Below are 19,944 nucleotides of genomic sequence, written 5' to 3'. Positions count from 1 at the left end.
CTTTCTGTCCGTCAGCGGCGGAGCGCCAGGCGCGCCCAGTCCGCGTCCAGGGTGCTCAGGGCTTGGGTGGCATCGCCGCCAAGGGCGATTCCCTGGATGTAGTTCTCGGTGGGAATGGTGAGCGGGATGGCCTTGGAGGGTCCCTGGTAGAAGTCCCCGGCCTCGAAATAGTCCCTCATTCCGGTGATGCGGGGGTCCGTGGCCGGTGCAGCGTCGGTGGTGGTGCCGTAGCCCAGTTGGGCAGCGTTATATTTGTCCATCACGTCCTGCCGGAACAGGTAGCTGAGGAATTTCCGGGCTGCATCCTTGTGCTTGGATGCCTCGGGGATCCAGGCGGCGAGGTCGATGTTGACCCGCACTTCCAGATCCTCCGGGTTTTCCGTCATGGGCAGCGGGAACGTGCCCAGCTCCAGGGACGGGGCGGTCTTGGCGATCTCACCGAAAGCCCACGGGCCCTGCAGGTACATGGCCGACTCACCCTTGGCGAACGCCAGGTTCCCGTCGCCGTACCCCTTGCTGGCGGCGTCGGCGTTTGTGTAGTTGTCGATCAACTGCTTCATCCGGCTGACCGGCTCCTTGAAGTCCTTCTGGAAGGAGGCAGGGCTGTCCGGCCCAACCTCCGTGCCCAGTTCGTTCATGGCCTTGTAGAAATCCGCCACGTCCACTTCGCCGCCTACGGTGTAGTCGAACCAGCCCTGCGCCGCGGTCCAGGGGTCCTTGAACGTTCCATAGAAGGGGGTGATGCCGGCGGCCTTGAGCTTCTCGCAGGCAGCCGTAAGCTCCGCGTACGTGGTGGGGACTTCGATGCCCTGTTCCTTGAAGATCTGCTTGTTGTAGATCACCGATGCCGCCATCACGGAGTACGGCAGCACGCTGGTCCGGCCGGGGTAGGAGGCATACTGGGTCACCAGGTCCTGGACTTCGGGGAGGATCCGGCCTGCTTCGGGCATGTCGCTGAGGTCGCTGAGGGCGCCCCGCTCCATAAAGCGGGCCATTTCCATGTTGTAGTTCAGCAGGCCAAGATCCGGCGGGTTTCCCCGGAGGAAGCCTGCCTGCAGGTTGGAGGACGAATCGAGGACGATCTCGACGTCGTCGTTGGCGGCGTTGTACTCCTTGATGAGTTCGCGGAAGTACGGGATTGCCTCGGGTTTGGAGAGGTGGAACCTCACGGTTTCCGGGGCGTCCGCGCTGCTGCAGGCGGAGAGGCCTGTTCCGAGCATCAGGACGCCCAGGAGTGGGGCGAGGATTTTTGCGCTACGGCGTCGGGGCACGGGGAGGATCCTTTCGGGGGCCGGTGTCGGCTCAGGTGTTGTTTCGGCTATTAGATTTAGCTTGCGAATCAACTGTCCTGCGACAATGATGCAGTACAGAACCGACGCGGTCAAGGATTGGCAGTGATGACGGACACAGGAATTGCCGCCCCGCGCGCCAGCCTGCAGGCAATGCTGAATTTTGTGTGGGCGGCGGAAGCCTTCGTGAGTACGGACGCGATGGCGGCCACGGGACTGACGCGTTCCACAGCCATCGAGGCGTTGGACGGGCTAATCAGCCTTGGCCTCCTTGAGGAGCTTCCCAATGCCCGCGCCACCGGTGAATACAGCAAGGGCAGGCCGTCGCGGCGGTTCGCCTTCCGCCCCGGGGCTGCCGTGGTGGTGGGCCTGGACGCGGGCCGGACCCACCTCACCACCACCATCGCCGACCTTTCGGGAAACCCCCTGGCACGGCAGACCGTCCGGCTTGACGTTGACAGCGGCGCCGCGGAACGGCGGGTAGCCGTGGTGTCCGCCATCGATGCGGCCCTGCTCGAGGCCGGCCGGGAACGCAACGAGGTCCTTGCGGCCGGCGTCGGCGTCCCGGCGCCGGTGGATGCCGTTGGCGCATCGCCGCGCCAGGAGGGCGGCTTCTGGCAGCGGATGAATCCCGGCCTGCAGCAGCTGCTGGAGGAGTGGGTGCCCATTGTCCGGATCGAGAACGACGCATCGCTGGCCGCCATCGCCGAGGGCAGCGTGGGGGCGGCCGTAGGGCTGCGGCATTTTGTGGTGTTGCTCGCCGGGGACCGGCTGGGCGCGGGAGTAGTGGTGGATGGCCGCCTGCTGAAGGGCAAGCACGGCGGTGTGGGCGAGATGATGGCCTTCGACTACGTTTTTGGGGTTGAGTCGGTGGTGGGGATCGGCCTGCAGCTGGCCGACTGGGTCCGCGAAGCCAAGGCGGCCGGCGATCTTCCGTCCGGACATCCCCTGGCGCCGGTGGCGGCCGCGGACCTTACGGGCCGGATGGTCCTGGACCTTGCCCGATCCGGGGATGCCTGGACGCGGGCCCTGGTGGAGCGCGCGGGAGCGCTCCTCGCCCGGGTAACCGGCGTTTTTGGCAGCCTGTACGACCCGGAGCGGGTGATTGTGGCCGGGGCGGTGGTGGAGGGTTTGGATGAGGTGCTGGCCGTGGCGCAGGACTTGCTGCCCGGGGAAATCAACCTGCCAGCCCCGGAGCTGCTGCTGTCCGCGCTCGGCGCCACGTCTGTGGCCACCGGGGCCGTGCACGCAGCCCTCGAAGCGGCCCGCAGTGACGTCCTGCGATTGGGGCGCCCGGTCGCTTCCGCCCGGCCGCCCGGTGCGATGAACTAGGAGGAGGCGCGCCAACGGCCGGAACGCACGTTCCGGCCGCTGGACTTCGTGTTGACGTGCCGCCTGGGCTTAGGCGCGCGCTGATTCCTGAAGGTATTCCTCATCTTCGGCGACGTTTGAGTTCCGGCCCAGGGCCAGGCCCACCATGGTGAGGACACAGGCCACCGTCAGGTAGATGGCCACGGGCAGCCAGCTGTTGTAGGCGCCCATCAGGAGGGTGAACATAAATGGCGCCACGGCGCCGCCGATGATTCCGGCAAAGGTGTAAGCCAGCGAGCTGCCGGTGGAGCGGAGGCGCGGGCTGAACTGTTCCACCACGAACGCGGCCTGCGGGCCGTACATAAAGGAGTGGAACACCAGGCCCAGCACGGTGCCGATGATCAGGACCGTAGCGGACTTTCCCTCAAGGGCTATGAAAAAGACGAAGGCCCAGACGGAGGCGCCCACCGCGGCGACGCCGTAGACGAGGCGACGGTTGATCCGGTCTGAGACCGCGCCGGCCAGGGGCATGGTGAAGAGCTGGACGGCCGATCCGATCAGGACGGCCACCAAAACCTGGCCGCGGTCGAAGCCGAGCTTCTGGATGCCGTAGGTGAGTGTGAAAACGGTGCACAGGGCGTAGAGCACGTCCGGGCCGATGCGGCTGAGGATGGCTGCGGCGAGGGGCCGGCGCTGGGTGCGGAGGACTTCCTTTATGGGGGCGTTGGGCTTTTCGCCGCGGGCTTCGAGGGCCTTGAAAACGGGGGTGTCTTCCAGCCGCAGCCGGATCCAGAGTCCGAAGGCCACCAAAACTGCGGAGACCAGGAACGCAATCCGCCAGCCGTAATCCACGAAAGCTTCCTCGGACAGCATCAACGTCAGTACCGCCAGGGCGCCGTTGGCCATCAGGTTGCCGGCGGGCGGGCCGATCTGGGCGGCGGAGGCCCAGAAACCACGACGACGGGGATCACCGAATTCGCTGGACAGCAGCACGGCGCTGCCCCATTCGCCGCCCACGCCGACTCCCTGGGCGAAGCGGAGCAGCACCAGTGCGATCGGTGCGGCGATGCCGATGGTGCCGTAGGCGGGCAGCAGGCCGATCAGGAACGTGGCCACGCCGATCAGCATCAGTGTGATGACCAGGACCTTTTTCCGGCCGATCTCGTCACCCAGGCGGCCGAAGATGATGCCGCCGACGGGCCGGGAAATGTAGCCCACGGCGTAGGTGGAGAAAGCGAGGAGGGTGCCCGTAAGGGGATCTGCGGCGGGAAAGAAGATGAGCGGGAAAACGATGGCGGCCGCTGCCGAGTAGACGGCGAAATCGTAGAATTCAAGCGCGGTGCCCGTAAGGCTGGCGGCAAAGGCTTTGTGCATATCCTTGCGGCGCACCACGGGGGCTGTGGTCTCAGGCGCCGGGGCTGGGTTGGTGGCCATGGGTGTCCTCCAGGGTGGATGCGTTGCTGCGGACCGCCGGGGCGGGAAGGGTGCCTGCGCCGCGGGCCGGGGAGTGCCGAGGGGCAGCGGTGGGGCGTTCCCGGCGGAGTACGGCTGCCGGGCAGTGCTGGTCAGGTTGTTGAACAATCTGAGGTTGTTGAACAATCTAATGTGAAGTGGGCCACTACGTCAAGGGGGTGGCTCCTGGCAGTGGGCGGCGCTCCGGCACGTCACGTGAAGCCTTCGGGCCGGGAACAGCAAATGCCCATGCGTGCAGGACGACTTGGCCCCGCCTTAAGGCCGAGGCGAATCCACCCGCCCCCGTTAGCCGTGACTGTTCACGTGGCGGCGATCAGGCGCGCACCTGTAGGCCGATGGGCTTATCCGACTTGCCGCCCAGTCACAAAGCGATGTACCCGTTGCCTGAAGGCCTCAGGTTTTCGGGGCGCTCCGAGCCCGCTGCTCGCCGCCCCAGCGTTCCAGTGCGTTGATCGCCTCGCGCAGGGTGAGGCCCTTATCGGTCAACGCGTAGGCCCGCGTGTTGTGCCGAAGGGGTAGGCGGGACAATAGGCCGGCGGCCTCGAGCTCACGCAGGCGGGTCGCAAGCATGTTGGTTGGCACTCCCAGGTCGCGCTGCAGATCGCCGTAGCGCTGCGGCCCGTCGAGCAGCCGCTCCACGATAAGCAGGGCCCACCGCGCTCCGACGACGTCGAGGGCCGCGGCGAGGTCGCTCACGCGGTCGGATCGACGTCCGGCTTCATCCAAAACGGCGAATAGTGGTAGCCGTCGGGGTCGTCGAACTGGCGCTGGTACATGAAGGGGTAGTCGTCGGTGTCGCCGATCCGCCCGCCGGCGGCGCGGGCGCGTTCGATGAGCCCGTCCACTGCCTCCCGGCTGCCGAGGTCGAAGGAGACGGTGACCTTCGAGGGGGTGTCCGGCCCACCGACCAGCTCTTCGGCGCCACCGACGCTCGCGTACATCTCGCGGCTGCCGAGCATGACGTACTGCTCGGGCGCGATCGCGAAGCAGGACACGTTGTGGTCTGACATCTCGGTGTTGAGGTTCCAGCCAAGGGCGGTATAAAAGGCTGTGGAGCGCTCGACGTTCTCAACCGGGCAGGTGATGAAAAGGCTCATGACGCCATACTTGCATTTTGCAAGTATGGCGTCAAGACCCAGCCGCACTTTGCAACTTGCAACCGTAGCAGCCGGGCAGCCGTCGGCAACTATCAGCCCTGGCCGCGGAAGCTGCCCTCCGCTGACGGATCGGAGGAGAAAAGGCGAACCTCCGCTTTTGTCCCTCCGCGCACGGTGAGCAGGGTCGGGTCCCGCCATATTTCCCGGGCGCACCTATAGGCAACGCAACCGTTCCGGGGCGTGCTCTCAGCGCGCGGGGATCTCCGGGTACTGCTCCCGCGCGGCCCACGCGCTGCTCGTGGATATATTCCCCCGGATCGCCCACCGGCCCACGGCAGCGGCAGCCCCCACGGTTGCCCACAAACCCAGCAACCCCGGGTGCCAGCCCAGTCCCAGCAACCCGCCCAGCCCCCAAAAGACCAGGGTGGGCGCGGCAAAAAATGCTCCGACATGGATCCACTGGCGCCGCACGGGACGGAGCAGGAAGGCCAATACCCACGCGAGCGGAGCGCCCGTCAAAAGGGCGGTCCCATAACCGTAAAAGAGCGCCAGCGGCACGACTCCCCAGCCGGTCCACGCGTCGGTCCCGGAGCGGAAGGCTGTGACCACGTGGGATATGGCGATGATGGTGGCCAACAGGCCCACCCACAGAGTGGTGGTGATCAGCCAGCCCTTGATGAAGGCAGGCGCCTGCAGGACCACCTGCTCTTTCGCCGGCCCCGGCACGTCCCCCAACGTCATGGCTCCAGCCTAGTGCCGGCGCCGGGCTTCAGCCTTCCGAATGGGTCCGCACGTCTGCGCTGGCTTCCGCCTTGTAGCCCAGGTTCCTGGAGACGGCCCTGGCTGCCGCGCGCACCGCCGGGGCCAGGACGTTCGGGGGTGTGGCACCGTCCGGCACCACAATGGACAGCGCCGCCACCACGGTGCCCTGGGCGTCGAAGACCGGCGAGGCCACCGACACCGTGGTGGACGGCAAGGTCCGGCGGATCATGGCAATGCCCGTCCGGCGCACGTCGGACAATGTCCGGCGAACCTGCCCCTCCGGCATGACCGCCACGCCGGGTTCGAGTTCAGGTGGCTTGCGCAGCATGGTTTCCTGGAACTGCTGGTCAGCGCCGGCCAGCAGCACCAGCCCGATGGCCGTGGTCCGCAGCGGGGCCCGCCCGCCAACCCGGTAGGCCACCTCGGTGGCATCCTTTCCGGACAGCCGCTCGATCAGCACCGCCTGTTCGTTGTCCCGCACTGCCAACAGCACGTGGTGCCGGGTGACCTCAAAAAGGTCCTCCAGGTACGGCAGTGCGATTTCGCGTACCCCGTGCCCCCGCGGCGACAGGGATGCCACTTCCCAGAGCCTGACCCCCACAACGTACCGGCCGTCGTCGAGCCTCTCCAACGCGCCCCACGCCACCAGGCGGGCGATCAGCCGCAGCGCCGTGGGCGCCGGCATGTCCGCGTAGCGCGCCAGCTCAGAAAGAGTCAGCGCCCGACGCCGGTCCGAGAAGACGGCGAGCAGGCTCAGGGCGCGGTCCACCACCGGTTCGCCCTGCTTGGGCCGCTTGCCGCGGGCGGGAGGAGCGTCTGAATCCGGAGGGACTGCCATGGCCGCCTTCGATGCTGGGGGATACGTGAGCTGTCCCACAATACTATTCCAACCAATGAAAGCTCCCTGTGGTGAAGATGCTGCGGGAACGGAAGCTGGAACTCCCAGCACCCCACGCCCAGGAGCCAGCCGCATGACCGCCACGAGTCTCGACGCCGACGTCGAACACGCCCTTTCCACGCTGCCGCTTGAAGACAAGGTTGCGCTGATCAGCGGCGACGGGCTCTGGTCCACCCGCGCGGACGCCCGGCTGGGACTGCCCCGGGTGATCGTGTCGGACGGTCCCGTGGGCGTGCGCGGGCACAGGGAGAACGAACAGCACGGCTCGGCCAACTTCCCGTCCGGAACCGCACTGGCGGCGTCGTGGGACCGGAACCTCCTGGAGCGCATCGGACGCCAGCTCGCCGCCGAAGCCCGCCGCGCGGAGGTGGATGTGGTCCTGGGCCCCACCATCAACCTGCACCGTTCACCCCTGGCCGGCCGCAACTTCGAGTGCTATTCGGAGGATCCGCTGCTGACCGGCGACCTGGCCGCCGCGTACGTGACCGGCATCCAGTCCCTGGGGATCGGTGCCTGCCCGAAGCATTTTGTAGCCAACGAGGCCGAAACTGACCGGACGAAAGTGAACAACGTGCTCGCGGCCCGAACCCTTCGCGAGGCCTACCTGGCGCCGTTCGAAAATGTGGTCCGGAACGCGCGGCCGTGGATGGTCATGGCCGCGTACAACGGCGTCAACGGTGCGCCCATGACCGAGAACGCGCTGGTGGCGGAGCCGCTGAAGGGGGAGTGGGGCTTCGACGGTGCCGTGGTCTCCGACTGGCACGCCGTGTATTCCACCACCGGATCGGCGCTTGCGGCCACGGACCTGGCCATGCCCGGACCGGAGAAGCTGTGGGGTGCGGCGCTGGTTGAGGCCGTCCGGGGCGGGCAGGTCGCGGAGGCGGAGATCGACCGGAAAATCCGCCGCCTGCTGACGCTGGGCCGCAGGGTCACCGCCGGCCGGAACCAAGCGATTAACCCGTCCGACGCCGGTCCGCTGGCCCGGGCGACCGCCGCTGCAGGGACGGTCCTGCTGGAGAACCGGGACGGCATGCTGCCCTTGCGGCCGGCAGGGCCCACCTCGATCGCACTGATCGGGCCGGCAGCACTGGACCCCCGCACGCAGGGCGGCGGCAGCGCCTCGGTGTATCCCGACTACACGGTTCCACCCGCGGCAGGGCTCCGGAACGCGCTGGGCGAAGGCGTCCGGGTCACCACCACGCAGGGTGCCTGGCTCGCCGATGGCCTCCGCGAACCCCGGCCCGGTGAGTGCACCTTTGATGGCGCACCCGTGCAGCTGCGCTGGCTGGACGCTGCCGGTGCCGTCCTGGAAACGCAGGCAGGCCGGCTGACCACGCTGACGCGGGGCCGGACCGGCGTCCCCGCCGGGGCGGCCGCCGTCGAACTTTCCACCCTGTTCACCCCGCACCTGTCCGGGAGCTGGCAACTCGGCTACAAGGGGATCGGCCTGGGCGAGGTGACGGTGGACGGCGTTCCCGTAGCCACCGCCGATTCCAGGGACCGTGCCGGCAACCTCGAGGAGGTGCTCATTGGCGCCCCTGACGTCAGCGGCCCCGTTGAACTGACGGCGGGCACGGCCATCCACGTGGCCCTCCGCTTCACCTGGGCCGGCGACTTTATGCTGTTCCGCGTGGGGCTGGGTGTGGCCGAGCCCCGCCTCTCGCAGGACGCGGAAATTGCCGCCGCCGTGCAGGCCGCCCGGGAGGCTGAGGTGGCCGTGGTGATGGTGGGGACTTCCGGCGCCGTGGAAAGTGAGGGCTTCGACAGGACCTCCCTCCGGCTTCCCGGCGCCCAGGATGAATTGGTGGCCGCGGTGATCGCAGCCAATCCGCGCACCGTGGTGGTGGTAAATGCGGGCGCCCCGGTGGAAATGCCCTGGCGCCATGACGCGGCGGCGGTGCTGCTGGTCTGGTTCCCGGGCATGGAAATGGGCAACGCCCTGGCGGATGTTCTGCTGGGCGCAGTGGAGCCCGGCGGGCACCTGCCCACCACCTGGCCCGCGGTGCTGGCGGACGCGCCCGTCACCACTACCGCCCCCCGGGACGGCGAACTGGCTTATACGGAAGGAGTGCACCTGGGCCATCGCGGCTGGGCCCGGCAGGAGCCAGCCCCCGCGTACTGGTTCGGCCATGGGCTGTCCTACACCACGTTCGCCGTGTCCGCCTTTTCGCTGCGGCACGCGGGCGCCGGTGTTTCCGCTGTCCTCACCGTTAAGAACACCGGCACCAGGGCCGGCAAATACGTGGCGCAGGTTTACGCCTCGGCGCCCGGCTCCGCGGTTGACCGGCCGGCGTTCTGGCTGGCTGGTTTCGGGACCGTTCAGCTCGCCGCCGGGGAATCGGCCGACCTTGAGGTGCTCCTGCCCGTCCGGAGTTTCGAGTACTGGGACGAGGAAACGGGCTGGGTGCTGGAACCGACACTGTTCCAGCTGGCTCCGGCCTCCGACGCCGGCCAGGCCGCCGGCGCCCTGGCCGGACCTCTGGCCGCCCACTGGGACGGGGCCATCGCATGACCCGCCCGCCCGGGCTGCGGGGCGTTGCACGAAGCACCGCGCCGCGCCCGTCCCCGGCGCCTCGCCCCGGTTTTAGCCCCGGCACCCAGCCTTTCGTTGCCGCCGCCGGCGGCAACCGGACCACAGCACCCGCAAGGAGCACCCCATGACCCGCAGCGACACGACTGTTGACCCGGCCTTGAACGACCCGGCCCTGAATGACCCGGCCCGCCCCGGCGGGGCGCCGGTCCCGCCGTTCCCCGTCTTTGACGCCCCCGGAATCCCGGTGGAGGTGTCGGACGTTTCCGCGGTGCACAGCGAAGTGACCTACGCCCGCATCCTCGGTTTCCGGCCCCTGAAAATGGACATCTGGCTGCCCCGGCACGCCACCGGCCCCGTACCGCTGGTGCTGTGGGTGCACGGCGGCGCCTTCCAGCTGGGGGACCGGCGGGAACTGCCACCCACGTTCGCCCCGGACTCGGTGTTCCGGCTGCTCAACGAGGCAGGCATCGCCTGCGCCACGGTGGACTACCGGCACAGCCTCGAAGCACCGTTCCCTGCCCAGCTCCACGACCTCAAAGCCGCCGTCCGGTACCTCCGCGCCTTCGCCGGGGACCTGGGGGTGGATCCCGGCCGGTTCGGCGCCTGGGGCGAATCCGCCGGTGGGCACCTGGTGGCGCTGCTGGGCCTCACCGGCGACCGGGAGGACCTGCACGGCGGCCTTGGTGCGCAGGGGCACTCAAGCGCCGTGCACGCCGTCGTCGATTTCTACGGCGTCTCCTCGCTGGTGGACATCCCGCCCATGCACATGCCGGCCGGAATGTTCCCGGCGGCCCTGACCGCTGCCGTGCCGCCGGGCATGTCCCTGCAGCCCGAACAGATGCTGGTGGGGGGCTCCGCCGACCCGGCACTGCTGGCCGCTGCCAGCCCGGTCAGCTACGTGACCGCGGATTCAGCGCCGTTCCTGCTGGTCCACGGCGACAGTGACGGCCTGGTGCCGCATTCCCAGACGGACCTCCTGGCGGCTGCGCTCGCCGGCGCCGGGGTGGAGCACGAGGTGGTCACGGTCCAGGGTGGTGACCACTGCTTCTTCGGCGCCGAGGACCAGTTGGACGCCATCCTGGCCACCGCGGTGTCCTACTTCTCCCGGAAGCTCGGCCGGCAGTGACGGTGCCTGAGCCGTCGCGTCAACCGGAGCCTGACACCGGCCCGGCGCCCGATGCAGGCTTCGCCCAATACCTGGCCTCGCCGGCCGGCCCCCTGGTCCTGGACTCCGGCGCGCTCCGGCTGGCAGGGCCGGACGTCCCCATCCGCACCGTCACCGCCGAGGGCAGGCACGGCCCCGTCAACATCCGGATCTACGGCCATCCTGCCGGCTCCGGCGCCGCCGGGCTGGTGTGGCTGCACGGCGGCGGGTTCGTCAGCGGCACCGTGGACATGCCGGAATCCGACTACCTCGCCCGGGTTTTAGCGGCGGCCGGCACCCCGGTGCTGTCAGTGGATTACCGGCTGGCGCGCGATGGTGTGTGCTTCCCCGTCCCCCATGATGACGCCCTGGCCGGCTGGTTCTGGGCGCGCCGGAACGCCGAAAGCCTGGGTCTGGACCCCGGACTCCTATGCCTGGGCGGCGCCGGCGCCGGTGGCAACCTGGCGGTCGGGGCTGCGCTGTACCTGGTGGATGCAGGCAAACCGCTGCCCGCCAAGCTCCTGCTCGCGTACCCCTTCCTGCATCCGGACCTGCCCGCCCCGGCCGGCGGGCTGGCCGCGGACGTGATGGCCGGGCTGCCGCGCCAACTGCGGTTCACCCTGGAGGACTGCATCCGGACCGCCGAGAACTACGTGGGCGGACCGGTGAGCATGGCACCGTCCTACGCGATGCCCGGCTACGCGGACCCCGCGGGACTTCCACCCACCGCGCTGCTTGCCTGCGAGTTTGACGACGCCCGCGGCTCCGCCGAGGTGTTTGCCGCCGCCTTGGAACAGGCAGGCGTTCCAGTTTCCTACTTCCTGGCCCGCGGCGCCGTCCATGGCCACCTCAACCATGCGGCAGGTCTCCCCGAAGGTAGACCGGCGCTGGATTTCCTGGCTGCGGAACTGGCCCTGGCGGGCGCAGCGTGAGCCAGTCCGCGGCCGGCACCCCCGTGATCCCGGGGTTCTTTCCCGACCCCACCGTCTGCCGGGTGGGCGGGGACTACTACCTGGCCTCCTCAAGCTTCGAATACTTTCCCGGGGCGCCTGTCTTCCACAGCCGTGACCTCGTGGCGTGGGAGCAGGTGGGCAACATCCTGACCCGCCGCACCCAGTTCCCCGCGGGTGACCGCCGTGGGTCCGGCGGGATCTTCGGTTCAACGCTCCGCCACCACAACGGGCAGTTTTGGTTCATCACCACAAACATGAGCGACTTCGGCGGCGGCCACCTGCTGTTCCGTGCCACAGACCCGGCAGGGCCCTGGAGCGAGCCTGTCCAGATTGCCGGGACGCTGGGGATCGACCCGGACATCGCCTGGGACCAGGCGGGAAACTGCTACCTCACCTGGGTGGGTTTTGGCCCGGGTCCCGAAGCGTCGGGCATCGTCCAGGCCCGCCTCGACACTGCCGGCGGGCACCTGCTCGAAGCTCCCCGGAAGGTCTGGCAGGGCACCGGGCTGGCGTTCCCCGAAGGTCCGCACCTCTACCAGGTGGGGGACTGGTGGTACCTGATGCTGGCCGAAGGCGGCACCGAGCGGGGCCACGCGGTGTCCATCAGCCGCAGTACCTCACCTGCCGGGCCGTTCGAAGCCTGTCCCGGCAACCCCATCCTGAGCCACCGCAGCCTTGACACCCCGGTGCAGAACACCGGGCATGCGGACCTTGTGCAAAAGCCGGACGGGACCTGGGCTGCGGTGTACCTGGGCGTCCGGACCGGCGGGTCCAGCCCGGGATACCACGTCCTGGGCCGGGAAACGTTCCTTTCCGGCGTCACCTGGCAGGACGGTTGGCCCGGTTTCGACCAGGCCGGCTACCAGGTTCCGGCGTCGGACCATTCGTTTGTGGAGGACTTCGCCGCACCGGAACTGCACCCGCGCTGGGTATCACCGGGCGACGAACCGGCATCATTCATATCCCGCCCGGCGGCGGACGGCGGCCTGGAGTTGGCTGCCGGCGGGCCGGACAGCCCGCGACTGCTGGCAACCCGCCTCCGGGATGCGGACTGGACCTGCCGGGCCGCGTTCCGTGCCGTTGATGCCGGCGCCGAACTGGTGCTGCGGATCGACAGCAGGCACTGGTACGCGGTCCGGCTGGGGCAGGGCCTGGTGCAGGCCGTCGCCCGGATCGGGCCCCTCACGCAGGAACTCGCGACCGCGGCCCCCCGCCCGGGTGAAGCCCTGCAGTTGGAGATAAGCTCCGCGCCGCCCGCCCAGGCCGGGCAGCCCGGCCAAAACGTCGGACCCGACGAGGTGGTCCTCGGCTTCCGGCAGGCGGGGCACTTCACGGAGCTGGCCCGGCTGGATGGCCGCTATCTTTCCACGGAGGTGGCCGGCGGCTTCACGGGCAGGGTCATTGGTGTGTCCGCGCTGGGCGGGCCGGCGGTTCTTGACCGGTTCGAGTATCTGTCCGCGGCTGCTGCGCCCGGCACCTGATCCACTGGACTGCAGGCGGTGGGGTGCCCGCGGCCTGCAGGCAGGCAGCCGGTGGCATGCTTCGTGACCGGATGCCGTCATGAACTGGCGGCCGGTGCCCGGCAGTGGCACCATAATTTGATGCTTGAGGCAACTAAATCCCCGTCCCGGCCCGAAGAGGGACCCCTGAACCCCGCGTTGGCGGCCGAAGCCAAAATCGCCAGGATCGCGGTCACCGTGTTCCCCCTCCTGGTGGTGGCCGCCGGCCTGGCCGGGTTTTTTGTCCCGGGGGCCTTCAAGCCCATGGCGCCCAGTGTCCCGTACCTGCTGGGCATCATCATGTTCTGCATGGGCCTCACCCTGACGCCGCCGGACTTCGCTGCGGTGATCCGCCGCCCCTGGGCCGTGGCGCTGGGGATCGTGGCCCACTACGTGATCATGCCGGGTGCCGGCTGGCTGATTGCCACGGCCCTGAACCTGAGCCCCGAACTGGCGGTGGGCCTGATCCTGGTGGGCTGCGCACCGTCCGGCACCGCGTCGAATGTGATGGCTTTCCTTGCCAAGGGCGATGTGGCGCTTTCCGTGGCCGTGGCGTCGGTGTCCACCCTCATCGCCCCGATCGTCACCCCGCTGCTGGTCTTGTTCCTGGCCGGCTCCTACCTCCAGATCGATGCCGGCAGCATGGTCCTGGATATCCTGAAGACAGTGCTGCTGCCGGTGGTCGCCGGGCTGCTGGCCCGGCTGCTGCTCAGGGAAGCCGTGGCGAAGGTCCTCCCCGCACTGCCCTGGGCGTCCGCCGTCGTAATTTCACTGATTGTTGCCATTGTGGTGGCGGGCAGCGCGGACAAGATCGTGGCCGCGGGCGGGATCGTATTCCTTGCTGTGGTGCTGCATAACGGCTTCGGACTGGGGCTGGGCTACCTCGCCGGCAAGGTGGGCAGGCTCGATGCGCGGGCCCGCCGCGCCCTGGCGTTCGAGGTGGGGATGCAGAACTCCGGCCTCGCCGCCACGCTTGCCACCGCCCATTTCGGCGCCCTGGCCGCCCTGCCATCCGCCGTCTTCTCGCTGTGGCACAACGTTTCCGGCGCCGTTGTGGCTGCCTGGCTGGCGCGGCGTCCGCTGCCGGACCCGCAGGCCTGACGCAACAGCGGACGACGGCGGCCTGCGCAGGCGGTGCCGACGCTGCGGGAAGGATAACTCCAGGGTGGGGGCGAGGGTTGTGCCCTGACCATGTGGTGGCAGGCCAACCGCGGGCAGAGATGTTCGTCAGTGGACACGGAGAGCATTGGCGCGCTGGGGCTGACTATGTCATCCGCCATAAAGACGCCTGGAAACACGCCCTGGCCCAGAACGAAGGCTGGCGAGAGCAGCTCCCCGTGAAGGGCCGCTACCGGCGCGGCTCACTGTTCATCCGTTAGGCTCGATTTTGGTCCGCTGGGGGCCCTTGACTCTGCTATGGGGGCATAACCATCGTGGGAACTGTTAGTAGATCAACAACGTGGACAGGCCTGCGCCTGGTTCCGCCAGCGCTGCTTTTTGGGCTGCTGCTGGGGCTGGCGGGATGCACTTACGCGGGCGCGCCAACCCAGGAGGAGCCGGCCACCGTCCGGGCCACGAACGCTGCAGTTGCGTCTTCCGCCGCTACGCCTGCCCTGGGTGGAGAAACCGTGCGGGACTCGTTTGGCAACGCGGACTTCTACACCACCGTGCCAGGCGATACCCTCGCGGCGGTGGCGAAGACGTACGGGCTATCCGAGGCGAAGGTCGCCGGGTTCAACGGACTCCAGCCCGGAACTCCCCTCGCTCCGGGGACACGGCTCCGGCTAATTCCGGCCGGTCCCATGCCGGGCGCCCAGGGCACTGCCACGATTGACGCAAACGGCATTCCAACGGGATACACGATAGAGCCCGAAGACAGCTTGGCGGGCATCACCTACAGGTTCAATCTGACCGCTGAGCAGTTGGCGGAAGCGAACAAGGTCCCGTTCCCTACGAAAAGGGGAACGTCTTTTTCATCCAGGCCGGCAAGGTCATCCAGCTGCAGAAGAATCCCGTGGACAGCCGCTCAGGGGCCGGTACAGGGGTCACCAACTCGTTCGGCCAAACGGTCTTCTACACCACGGCAGACGGTGACTCATTCGACAGCCTGGGCTACAAGTTTCGCTCAACCACGGCACAGATCCTGATGTACAACCGCTCGCTGTCCGTGGATCAGCCCATCCCTGCCGGTACGAAGCTTCGCTTGATACCCGGCGAACTGAAGATCGAGGGCGCTCAGGGGACGTCCACCGCTGACGCCCAGGGCATTCCACTGACATACACCACCGCGCCGGGAGACATCGAACGCCAAGTTTCGTTCCGCTTCGGCGTGACTGACCTGCGCTCGGCCAATCGTCCCAGCACAGGCACCGCCGGGGCCTGGTATGACTTCTCAGACCTGCCCAACGGCGAACTTGCGCCCGGGCAGACCATCAGCGTGGCGCTGGACAAGCCCATTAACAAACCCGGCCCCTGACGTTCGCCCGTTTGCAGTGGGCGCCCTGGGGAAGCGTCCAAATCGGGGTAACGCGGGCGCCGCGCAGTAAGCAGCTACTGGGGCTCGGGGTCCCTCATATCAGCGGCCCTTCTCTCATCGGCGCTGAGGATGCCGTCACGAACAGCCGTTCTAATCACGAGGTAGAGAACATAGAAAAAGACGGCTGCAACCACCGCCGAGAGGATAACGAGATTCAGCGGACCAGCATCCATAATTTTCCCCCCAAGGATGTTCACATTCGTTCAGACCAGAATTAGCTTAGCGACAAGCGGGCTGACAGTAGCGTCAAAGCAACCAGGTGAGTGCCCGTTGAAGAATCTCCTCACCTGCATTTGGAAAGCGGCAACCGAGGCCTCGCTGCCTGCTCGGTAACCTAGGTAGAGGACAAAAAAGGGGGCATTGTGGACGAAAATATTCAGGACCGACGGCGGATCGTCCGGGATTTCGGGGTCCGCATATCGATTCCCGCCGTGCTTTTCGCCGGGTTGCTTGTCTTTCTCATCTCCTCCCTACCGCTTGGTGTGCTTCCGCCTGCAGTGTTGGTCGTAGGAGCTGCTCTCCTGATCGGGGGCACCATCGGATTCTTCACGGGCGTTCGCGGGCCGCACTGGCCGATCTACGCTTCGATCTTGACCGGAACGGCGGTACTTCTCCTGCTGCCCGACCCCTGGCAGGGGCTCGCTCTCCTGCCGATCCCTGCATCGGCAGTCGCCTACGCGTTGGGTAAGGAGACCGCGTTCTTCCGGCTAAACCTTGGGCAAGCTGTTTCGCTGGCCGGCAAGTGACACTTTCGCGTCCATGGGCCCGGTAAGACGCCCATTGCTCGTACGTTGAAATGAGAAGGAGTGGAACCTGCAGTAGGCATTTTTATGGTTATTGGTGTGGTCGGAATGATCTACGCAACGATGGCACATTACAAAAACCGGAAGTAGCACCCGCATCTGCTTGCTTGGCGCGTCCCCAACGCTGGCTAATCGTGAGCTGTTGTCAATCGAGTGAGAGATGGGGGTAATACCGGTTTGCTTGAATTGTTCAATTGGGCCGCACGATGACAGCAGCGTCCGGTAAGGATCCCTGAACGGACGCCGGAGCGTGCGTTGATTCCCCGGCTTACGGCCCACAGTCCAGTCGTGTACACATGGAACATGGGACTAGAGGTTCAAGAATCCGACCGGGAAAACTGTCTGTTCTGCGGCATCGTTGAGCGCGATCCTGGAGACCAAATTTTCTTTGCCGACAATGATGTGGTGGCTTTTCTCGATATCGCTCCAGCGACTCAAGGACACACCCTGGTCGTGCCCCGCATACACGCGGCCAACGTGTTCGATGTGGGAGGTGATGAATTTTCAGCCACAATGCGAGGCGTCTGGAGCGTTGCCAGCATCCTCAAGCGACAGCTGAATCCCCAAGGAATGACCCTGATTCAGAGCAGCGGCGAGGCGGCCTGGCAGGACGTTTCCCACCTGCATGTGCACCTCATTCCTCGATATCAAGGAGACGGTCTCGTCCGCCCTTGGGGTCAGGTTCCGAGCCAGCCGGAGGCGGTTGGACAGACAGCTGATTCCCGCGCTCTAACAGGGGAATTGCGCCGAGCAAGCGGCTACGAGGAGTAACCGCTTGCTGCTGAAGGATTGTCCACGGGAAAGGTCCAGTCCCATGCTGGTTTGTGCCACCTGGACAGCCGTCATGCGGCCGGGCTGAAACACTGGAGCTATGGACATGCCTCTCGCCCGTGACTCTGGACATGTGGACCAAAAGAACATCTGTAACGTCGCCCGAGCCTTCGTGGAGGAAAACCATCCTGAAGCATGTGCCTCGATTCTCGGCGGAAGCGCTGCGGCGGGAACAGCAACGTCGACCTCGGATCTCGACATCGCACTGCTGTATCCGACCGGTCACTCCAACTACGCCCAGACCACCCGGTACCGGGGCTGGCTGGTAGAAACCTTCGTACATACACCGGAGAGCCTCCAGTTCTGGTACCGCAAGGAAGCCCAGGATCGTAGACCGGTGATAGCAGCGATATGCGCGAAGGGACTGCTTCTAACAGACGACGGAAGCGGTGCTGCTTGGCAAGAGGGAGCTCAAGCTGAAATGGCCCGAGGGCCTGAACCGCTCACAGACCAAGAACGAGATTCCCGTCGCTACAACCTCAGCGCTCTTGTAGACGACCTCGAAGGCAGCGAGTCGGCAGCGGAAGATCTCATACTGACTGCAGAGGTGCTCCGCGAGGCGGCCGATCTGTTGCTCCTCGAGAACGGGAACTGGCTCGGCGCCGGTAAATGGGTCATTCGCAGGCTCGCCCAGAGTGACCATCACTTGGCGGTCCGCCTGCTGGCATGGGCGAGGGACCCGAACCGCGACCCAAAGAATCTCATAGCTCTCGCAAAGGAGGTACTCGGCATATCAGGTGGGTACCTCCAAGAAGGCTTTGTTCGAGGCGCCCTCTGACGAGACTCCCCAAATCATCCTCGCTGCCAATCCACATGGATGCCGGCCAGGGGCGCACAATTGCCTTGGAGCCAGGACGTGCTGAGGCGAAAGGTCACACGCGACAGCTCGGCGTCTTGGGGCATGGTTGGATAGTGCGACCGGAGGCCGGCAGCGTGATCCGCATCGAGGTCGATCAAACGGATCCGCTCCACTGAGAGAACCTCGCCCTCAGCGTGGGCAAAATCAGGGTGGTCCTCGAAGACGAATGTCGCAGGTCCCACCGTGATCGGGTCATCCCAGCGGATGGTTGTGGTCTTCTCGCCTGACATCACGGCGTCGTGATACCGCTTGTTGAATCGAACAATTCGTCGCTCATTAGCATCTGGGAAGAAGTACGTGTCCGGCAGGAGTTTGCGAACCGGCCGGACGACCGGACCGGATTCTGCCGGTACTGCGACCAGTATGTCGGGATGGTGATCGAGGAGCACCTGCCGGCATCGTCCGCACGGGGGGGATAAGACCGCGCCCCCTGTCGCCAGCCGCTGCTATCGTGAGCAGTTGCTTCGCCCCTGCGGTTGCCGCAACGCCCAGGGCGACCAGCTCGGCGCACGGGCCACCGTTGAAGTGGTAGACGTTGACTGCCTGATGAATGTTTCCGTCAATATCCATCGTGACCGCGGCGACGGTGTGATTGTCGCTCGCCCCGAGGGTTCGCGCTAAGGCCTCTGCGGCATCGATGACACGGCGCTCAGGTTCAAGTGGTTCCACAACTGATCACGCTAACAGGCGCGGTCCTGAGGAGCGGATGGATAGAAGCATTTACAGGAATTCTGGACGCCCGGTACAGATCCCCTTGCGGGCTGCCCGATGCGCCAAACAGCGCGGTGAAAACGCCGCCATTTACTGCTGAAAGTCACATTGGCGGCGGAACCAGAGTGATTAGAGGCTCGCGCCCTTTTTAGGTGACAGGAGAAAATGTTTGGCCGCCGCCCGATGGTCGGGCCGGGGGCAGGGCCTTTACCCAACCGTGAAGACCCGGTCCGGACAACCTCTTTCATTGAGTGAAACCAACGGGCGCCGGCAAGGCGCTGATGCCGCAAAGTTGAGTCAGGACGTGGCCCGCAACACAGGGCCCGCAGGACAGGACGGCGCGGTACACACATGGAGTCGACGACGACGGTAGGCCGGGTCATCAAGGGCCTTGAGTTTGCCCGTCCCGAGGGGGCGGCGCCGCTGCTGCTGGACCTTCACCTTCCGGCGGAGGCGCAGATCGGCGGCAGCAGCCCTGCCATCGTCCACTTCCACGGCGGGGGTTGGCGGACCGGCGAACGGTCCTCCCTGGGCCCGTCAGTGGACGGCACCGGCATCAACCCGATCGGTGCCCTGGTGGCGGCCGGTTTTGTGGTGGCCTCCGCGGACTACCGCCTCAGCGGAACCGCCGTCTTCCCCGCCCAGCTGCAGGACGCCAAAGCCGCCGTTGGCTGGCTGCGGACCAACGCCGCCGCCTATGGTGTGGACCCGGACCGGATCTACGCCTGGGGTGACTCCGCCGGCGGGCACCTGGCGAGCCTCGTCGCGCTCACTGCGGACGCCAACATCACCGCTGCAGACCGGGTCGCTGCCGTCGCCGCGTGGTACCCGCCCACCGATTTGGTGAAGATGGGCAGCCAGGCCCTGCCTGACGCCGTGGCCAGTGCCGACGATCCAGGCTCCCGCGAGGCGCTCCTGCTCGGCGCCCAACCCGCCGACGCGCCGGAGAAAGCCGCTGCAGCCAGCCCGCTCAGCTACGTCCATCGCGACGCCCCGCCGTTTTTCCTGGCCCACGGAACCGCCGACAGGTTCGTTCCGGCCGCCCAGTCCGCCAGCCTCGCCGAAGCGCTGGAAGCCGCGGGCGCCGCCGTCGAACTCCTCCTGATCGACGGGGCCGACCACATGTGGGGCGGACCCGACGGATCCACCGCCGCAGCCGCCCAGGCCACCGCCGCCACCGTTGACTTTTTCCGCCGCCAGGCGACCCACCACTGAACCAGCACGGCCGGCGCCCCGCCCGGCCAC

19 protein-coding genes are annotated in these 19,944 nt (G+C 67.0%); 11 read left to right on the top strand and 8 right to left on the bottom strand.

The window, feature by feature from the left end:
• Nucleotides 1-11 precede the first annotated feature (11 nt).
• A complete protein-coding gene (locus QRN07_RS11690; protein ID WP_050684276.1) occupies nt 12-1,220 on the bottom strand; it encodes an ABC transporter substrate-binding protein in 1,209 nt (402 codons plus the stop codon).
• A 177-nt stretch (nt 1,221-1,397) separates the two neighbouring features.
• Between QRN07_RS11690 and QRN07_RS11685 the strand changes: the two genes are divergently transcribed.
• Nucleotides 1,398-2,621, top strand: a complete 1,224-nt coding sequence (locus tag QRN07_RS11685; RefSeq protein ID WP_050684227.1) for an ROK family protein — start codon at nt 1,398-1,400, stop codon at nt 2,619-2,621.
• A 69-nt stretch (nt 2,622-2,690) separates the two neighbouring features.
• Here the strand turns inward: QRN07_RS11685 and QRN07_RS11680 are convergent, their stop codons facing one another.
• The 5 genes from QRN07_RS11680 to QRN07_RS11660 form a co-directional block, all read right to left on the bottom strand.
• Nucleotides 2,691-4,034, bottom strand: coding sequence for an MFS transporter (locus QRN07_RS11680; RefSeq protein WP_285241101.1), 1,344 nt, complete (start codon nt 4,032-4,034; stop codon nt 2,691-2,693).
• Nucleotides 4,035-4,466: 432 nt separating this feature from the next.
• Entirely contained in the window at nt 4,467-4,769 is a 303-nt protein-coding gene (locus tag QRN07_RS11675; RefSeq protein WP_056601540.1) for a winged helix-turn-helix transcriptional regulator, read from the bottom strand.
• Complete coding sequence (locus QRN07_RS11670; RefSeq protein WP_285241100.1) at nt 4,766-5,170, bottom strand: VOC family protein; 405 nt, start codon at nt 5,168-5,170, stop codon at nt 4,766-4,768. Before QRN07_RS11670 ends, QRN07_RS11675 begins: the two co-directional genes overlap by 4 nt.
• 246 nt (nt 5,171-5,416) lie before the next feature.
• On the bottom strand, nt 5,417-5,911 hold the full coding sequence (locus QRN07_RS11665) for a hypothetical protein (RefSeq protein ID WP_285241099.1): 495 nt from the start codon (nt 5,909-5,911) through the stop codon (nt 5,417-5,419).
• Between the two features lie 28 nt (nt 5,912-5,939).
• The gene (locus QRN07_RS11660; protein WP_285241098.1) at nt 5,940-6,770 is read right to left on the bottom strand and encodes an IclR family transcriptional regulator; all 831 of its coding nucleotides are present in this window, start codon (nt 6,768-6,770) and stop codon (nt 5,940-5,942) included.
• Nucleotides 6,771-6,903: 133 nt separating this feature from the next.
• Here QRN07_RS11660 and QRN07_RS11655 point away from each other — a divergent pair, with 133 nt between their 5' ends.
• The 6 genes from QRN07_RS11655 to QRN07_RS11630 all read left to right on the top strand — a co-directional run bounded on the left by QRN07_RS11655 (nt 6,904) and on the right by QRN07_RS11630 (nt 15,435).
• On the top strand, nt 6,904-9,342 hold the full coding sequence (locus tag QRN07_RS11655) for a beta-glucosidase family protein (RefSeq protein ID WP_285241097.1): 2,439 nt from the start codon (nt 6,904-6,906) through the stop codon (nt 9,340-9,342).
• A 145-nt stretch (nt 9,343-9,487) separates the two neighbouring features.
• Nucleotides 9,488-10,489, top strand: coding sequence for an alpha/beta hydrolase (locus QRN07_RS11650; RefSeq protein WP_285241096.1), 1,002 nt, complete (start codon nt 9,488-9,490; stop codon nt 10,487-10,489).
• Complete coding sequence (locus QRN07_RS11645) at nt 10,486-11,439, top strand: alpha/beta hydrolase fold domain-containing protein (protein WP_285241095.1); 954 nt, start codon at nt 10,486-10,488, stop codon at nt 11,437-11,439. Before QRN07_RS11650 ends, QRN07_RS11645 begins: the two co-directional genes overlap by 4 nt.
• Complete coding sequence (locus tag QRN07_RS11640; protein WP_285241094.1) at nt 11,436-12,941, top strand: glycoside hydrolase family 43 protein; 1,506 nt, start codon at nt 11,436-11,438, stop codon at nt 12,939-12,941. Before QRN07_RS11645 ends, QRN07_RS11640 begins: the two co-directional genes overlap by 4 nt.
• Nucleotides 12,942-13,061: 120 nt before the next feature.
• Nucleotides 13,062-14,060 carry a bile acid:sodium symporter family protein gene (locus QRN07_RS11635; protein WP_285241093.1) on the top strand — a complete coding sequence of 333 codons (999 nt, stop codon included), beginning with the start codon at nt 13,062-13,064 and terminating at the stop codon, nt 14,058-14,060.
• 913 nt (nt 14,061-14,973) lie between these two features.
• Entirely contained in the window at nt 14,974-15,435 is a 462-nt protein-coding gene (locus tag QRN07_RS11630) for a LysM peptidoglycan-binding domain-containing protein (protein ID WP_285241092.1), read from the top strand.
• Between the two features lie 74 nt (nt 15,436-15,509).
• Here the strand turns inward: QRN07_RS11630 and QRN07_RS11625 are convergent, their stop codons facing one another.
• Complete coding sequence (locus QRN07_RS11625; protein ID WP_050684238.1) at nt 15,510-15,692, bottom strand: hypothetical protein; 183 nt, start codon at nt 15,690-15,692, stop codon at nt 15,510-15,512.
• Between the two features lie 165 nt (nt 15,693-15,857).
• Here QRN07_RS11625 and QRN07_RS11620 point away from each other — a divergent pair, with 165 nt between their 5' ends.
• The 3 genes from QRN07_RS11620 (at nt 15,858) to QRN07_RS11610 (ending at nt 17,907) form a co-directional block, all read left to right on the top strand.
• On the top strand, nt 15,858-16,241 hold the full coding sequence (locus tag QRN07_RS11620) for a hypothetical protein (protein ID WP_050684239.1): 384 nt from the start codon (nt 15,858-15,860) through the stop codon (nt 16,239-16,241).
• 345 nt (nt 16,242-16,586) lie between these two features.
• Nucleotides 16,587-17,069, top strand: a complete 483-nt coding sequence (locus QRN07_RS11615) for an HIT family protein (RefSeq protein ID WP_157407555.1) — start codon at nt 16,587-16,589, stop codon at nt 17,067-17,069.
• 100 nt (nt 17,070-17,169) lie between these two features.
• Nucleotides 17,170-17,907: a nucleotidyltransferase domain-containing protein gene (locus QRN07_RS11610; RefSeq protein ID WP_285241091.1), complete on the top strand. Its 738-nt coding sequence runs from the start codon at nt 17,170-17,172 to the stop codon at nt 17,905-17,907.
• Nucleotides 17,908-17,921: 14 nt separating this feature from the next.
• Here the strand turns inward: QRN07_RS11610 and QRN07_RS11605 are convergent, their stop codons facing one another.
• Nucleotides 17,922-18,377 carry an ASCH domain-containing protein gene (locus QRN07_RS11605; RefSeq protein WP_285241090.1) on the bottom strand — a complete coding sequence of 152 codons (456 nt, stop codon included), beginning with the start codon at nt 18,375-18,377 and terminating at the stop codon, nt 17,922-17,924.
• 673 nt (nt 18,378-19,050) lie between these two features.
• Here QRN07_RS11605 and QRN07_RS11600 point away from each other — a divergent pair.
• Nucleotides 19,051-19,914 carry an alpha/beta hydrolase gene (locus tag QRN07_RS11600; RefSeq protein ID WP_285241089.1) on the top strand — a complete coding sequence of 288 codons (864 nt, stop codon included), beginning with the start codon at nt 19,051-19,053 and terminating at the stop codon, nt 19,912-19,914.
• Nucleotides 19,915-19,944: the final 30 nt, after the last annotated feature.

It is taken from the genome of Pseudarthrobacter sp. MEB009 (genome assembly GCF_030208875.1).
GTDB lineage: Bacteria > Actinomycetota > Actinomycetes > Actinomycetales > Micrococcaceae > Arthrobacter.
The sequence above is the reverse complement of the archived record's forward strand: the minus strand, read 5'-3'. Positions and strand labels throughout refer to the sequence as shown.

What these genes read in the sequence shown, in the direction of transcription:
- QRN07_RS11610 (WP_285241091.1), top strand. Translation starts at nt 17,170, where the DNA reads ATGGACATGCCTCTCGCCCGTGACTCTGGACATGTGGACCAAAAGAAC.
- QRN07_RS11685 (WP_050684227.1), top strand. Translation starts at nt 1,398, where the DNA reads ATGACGGACACAGGAATTGCCGCCCCGCGCGCCAGCCTGCAGGCAATG.
- QRN07_RS11660 (WP_285241098.1), bottom strand. Translation starts at nt 6,770, where the DNA reads ATGGCAGTCCCTCCGGATTCAGACGCTCCTCCCGCCCGCGGCAAGCGG.
- QRN07_RS11600 (WP_285241089.1), top strand. Translation starts at nt 19,051, where the DNA reads ATGGAGTCGACGACGACGGTAGGCCGGGTCATCAAGGGCCTTGAGTTT.
- QRN07_RS11635 (WP_285241093.1), top strand. Translation starts at nt 13,062, where the DNA reads ATGCTTGAGGCAACTAAATCCCCGTCCCGGCCCGAAGAGGGACCCCTG.
- QRN07_RS11670 (WP_285241100.1), bottom strand. Translation starts at nt 5,170, where the DNA reads ATGAGCCTTTTCATCACCTGCCCGGTTGAGAACGTCGAGCGCTCCACA.
- QRN07_RS11655 (WP_285241097.1), top strand. Translation starts at nt 6,904, where the DNA reads ATGACCGCCACGAGTCTCGACGCCGACGTCGAACACGCCCTTTCCACG.
- QRN07_RS11690 (WP_050684276.1), bottom strand. Translation starts at nt 1,220, where the DNA reads ATGCTCGGAACAGGCCTCTCCGCCTGCAGCAGCGCGGACGCCCCGGAA.
- QRN07_RS11680 (WP_285241101.1), bottom strand. Translation starts at nt 4,034, where the DNA reads ATGGCCACCAACCCAGCCCCGGCGCCTGAGACCACAGCCCCCGTGGTG.
- QRN07_RS11665 (WP_285241099.1), bottom strand. Translation starts at nt 5,911, where the DNA reads ATGACGTTGGGGGACGTGCCGGGGCCGGCGAAAGAGCAGGTGGTCCTG.
- QRN07_RS11650 (WP_285241096.1), top strand. Translation starts at nt 9,488, where the DNA reads ATGACCCGCAGCGACACGACTGTTGACCCGGCCTTGAACGACCCGGCC.